This is a genomic window from Phyllobacterium sp., assembly GCF_037994405.1.
GTDB lineage: Bacteria > Pseudomonadota > Alphaproteobacteria > Rhizobiales > Rhizobiaceae > Phyllobacterium.
In genome coordinates, this window is the sequence record NZ_JBBNAN010000189.1 from 1 (window position 1) to 2,953 (window position 2,953).

The following is a 2,953-nucleotide window of genomic DNA, read 5'->3' on the forward strand; positions in this document are numbered from 1 at the left end:
TCCCTTTCCTCAGCCGGGCCTCGCCTCATGGCCAGCGCAAGTTTACTGACGCACTCTCGACCTAGGGTCAGGACCTATTATTCTTCGGGCACGCATTTGTTCGCACGACGATGGTGTTGGACCGGCAAACGCCTGAGGCACGCGCGCGGATCGAGCAGGAACCCAGGCAACAATTTGGTGCGTGTGCCGCTCCCCGCACTCGTCGTCAGCGGCATCCGGCCGTGAGGAGGATCTGCAGATCGTCAGCGGCTTGCCGCTCAAGATCTGCACGAAAGGTCCGAGAAGGGTCGGCTCTGGCCGAAACGCGAAGGTCCGCTTCGGAGAAGCGCCAGGAAATCGACTTTTTCAGCAGTATCCGCCGCAAGCCGCCGCCAGCGCATTCCAGCGCGAACGGCTGGAGTCAGACCCGAAGCGGACCTTCCCGCAGGAAGACCGGGTGCAGGTCTCGACCCCAAACCGGAGGAATCAACGGGCGTACGCGCCCTATGTAGATGGGCTTCCCGATCCAGTTTCGTCGTCGGCCTGACAGACTTTTCAAATGGGAGTAAATTGCAATTTAGAAATACATTTTAGTGCATTGCATTCTGTGAAAGCAATTATACGAAATGGCCGAAGAGCGTGCCCAACGCCGTCTTGCCGCCATCATGTCTGCCGATGTGGTCGGCTACAGCCGCCTCATTGAACAGAACGAGGCGAGCACTCTTGCAGCATTGAAGGAACGGCGAAGGACCATCCTGGTGCCGCTGGTGGCACATCATAGCGGACGCATCGTCAAGGTGATGGGCGACGGCGTGTTGGTCGAGTTCGCAAGTGCCGTTAATGCGGTCGCCTGTGCGGTCGAGCTGCAGAACCGGATGGTAGAGGCCAACAAAGGCCTGCCAGAGGATCGCCAGGTCATTCTGCGAGTTGGTGTCAATTTGGGCGATGTCATCGTTGAGGGAGGTGATCTCTACGGCGACGGTGTTAACGTGGCCGCCCGGCTGCAGAGCCTCGCCGCGCCGGGAGATATCTGCATCTCTGGCAGCGTTTACGACCAGGTCAAGCGCAAGCTTGATTTCGGGTTTGACGAACTTGGCCCGCAAACGATAAAGAACATCACCGAACCGGTGCTTGTTTATCGGGTCTGGGTGCCGACATCGACCATGCAGGAATATTACGGGCCGGCCGACAAGTCGGCGCTGCCGCTGCCCGCCAAGCCTTCGATTGCCGTCCTTCCGTTCACCAACATGAGCAACGACCCGGAGCAAGAGATGTTTGTTGATGGTCTGGTCGAAGACCTGATCACCGACCTGTCTAGGACCACCGGATTGTTCGTCATCGCCCGCAACTCGACCTTTGCCTACAAAAGCAAGCCGGTGGACACGCGCCGTATCGCTCGCGACCTTGGCGTGCGCTATCTCCTTGAGGGCAGTGCCCGGCGGGCTGGGGGGCGGGTGCGCATCAACGTCCAATTGATCGATGCAGTCGGCGGGGACCACCTGTGGGCCGAACGGTTCGACCGCAGCCTGGAGGATATCTTCGCCGTCCAGGACGAGGTGACGGGTAAGATTGTCGAAGCCCTGGTCGGCCGGCTGACAGCCCAACCAGCGCGCAACAAGCCGGCGAGCTTGGATGCTTATGATCTCTGTGTACGTGCGCGGGGCCTGAGCCTTCAAACGGCACTGGCCGCGCGGGAGGCGATTTTCCTGCTGGAACGGGCGATCGCGATCGATCCGGAATATGCCGAGGCGCATCGCTGGTTGGCGCTTAACTTGTGGTGCGGCTGGGCGTTCGGGAACGAGCCGATGGAGCCCTACCGGGCAAGGGCCGAAGTCGAAGCGCAACGGGCCGTAGCGCTCGACCCCAACGACGCGGGGAACCACTGGGTGCTGGGCATCATCCTGGGCCATGAACGCCGCTTTGCGGAATCAGATACCGAGTTCGACGCCACCCTCAAGCTGGATCCGAACTATGCCGACGCATGGGCGATGCGTTCGGATCTGATTACGTTGGAGGGCCGACCGGCCGATGCCGTCGAACACGTACGCAAGGCTCTCCGGCTCAATCCGCACCCACCCGGTTGGTATTACTGGATGCTGGGGCAGGCGCAATATGCGCTTCGCGACTACGAGTCCGCGGTTCAGACGTTGCTCCGGACCGAAACCTATCGCACGCCATCGCGCCGCATTCTTGCGGCGAGCCTGGCGCAACTCGGGCGTCTGGAGGAGGCGCGCCAGGAAGCAGAGTTGTTCATGATCAGCAATCCGCATTTCACAATCCGGCTTTGGTTGCTTTCGCACGCTTTCCGCGACGAAGACGTGCGGCGGCACTTTGTGGAGGGCTATCGCATGGCCGGGCTGCCAGAATAATTGTCGGAGGCTCCAGCCTGTGGCCTTATGGCGTGACTGCCTTGTCAAAGTTCAAACTAGGACCGCATTCGATCGCAAAGTAGCCGTTGGTGGCCCTTTCTGTAAGTGATGGCTCTTGGCAGTTGATGCCGAATAGTGATGCCAAATTAATAGGTCCTGACCCTAGACCCTATTAGCGACTTGTCGGTCGACTAAGGTTATCTCAAGCAAGACATTCCTGCTGGATGCCCCTGGCACGAGGCCCGGCTCACTGCTCCCAAGGGCGCGTCGGGTTACTCGGGGCGATCATACCGGACATACTCAAGCCGGGCGCACTTGCCGAAAACACAATGCCGACCAGGTATCAGTACCTCGAAATCGACGGTCGGACCGTGCTGATCGACCCCCAGACCCGCAAGGTCGTGCATATCATCGAAAGATGACCAATCGGCTATACGACGTTGGGATGGATGCGGTTGCGGAGCGCTCGGCAACCGGCGACCACTGCACTCGCTTAGAGCCGTAAACGCAAAAAAAGCCCGGCAACCGAATGAAAAAAAGCCCGGCAACCGAATTAACGGCGCCGGGCAAAATATCTCATCAGCGATAGGCAAAAACTATATAGG

2 protein-coding genes are annotated in these 2,953 nt (G+C 59.4%); both read left to right on the top strand.

All coding sequences use genetic code 11. The features are described 5' to 3' along the window. Positions 1 to 605 precede the first annotated feature (605 nt). Positions 606 to 2,348 (top strand): adenylate/guanylate cyclase domain-containing protein, encoded by a 1,743-nt coding sequence (locus AAAC48_RS10745; RefSeq protein WP_340654161.1) that lies wholly within the window; start codon positions 606 to 608, stop codon positions 2,346 to 2,348. Between the two features lie 224 nt (positions 2,349 to 2,572). Next, positions 2,573 to 2,770: a DUF1236 domain-containing protein gene (locus AAAC48_RS10750; RefSeq protein WP_340654162.1), complete on the top strand. Its 198-nt coding sequence runs from the start codon at positions 2,573 to 2,575 to the stop codon at positions 2,768 to 2,770. Positions 2,771 to 2,953 lie beyond the last annotated feature (183 nt).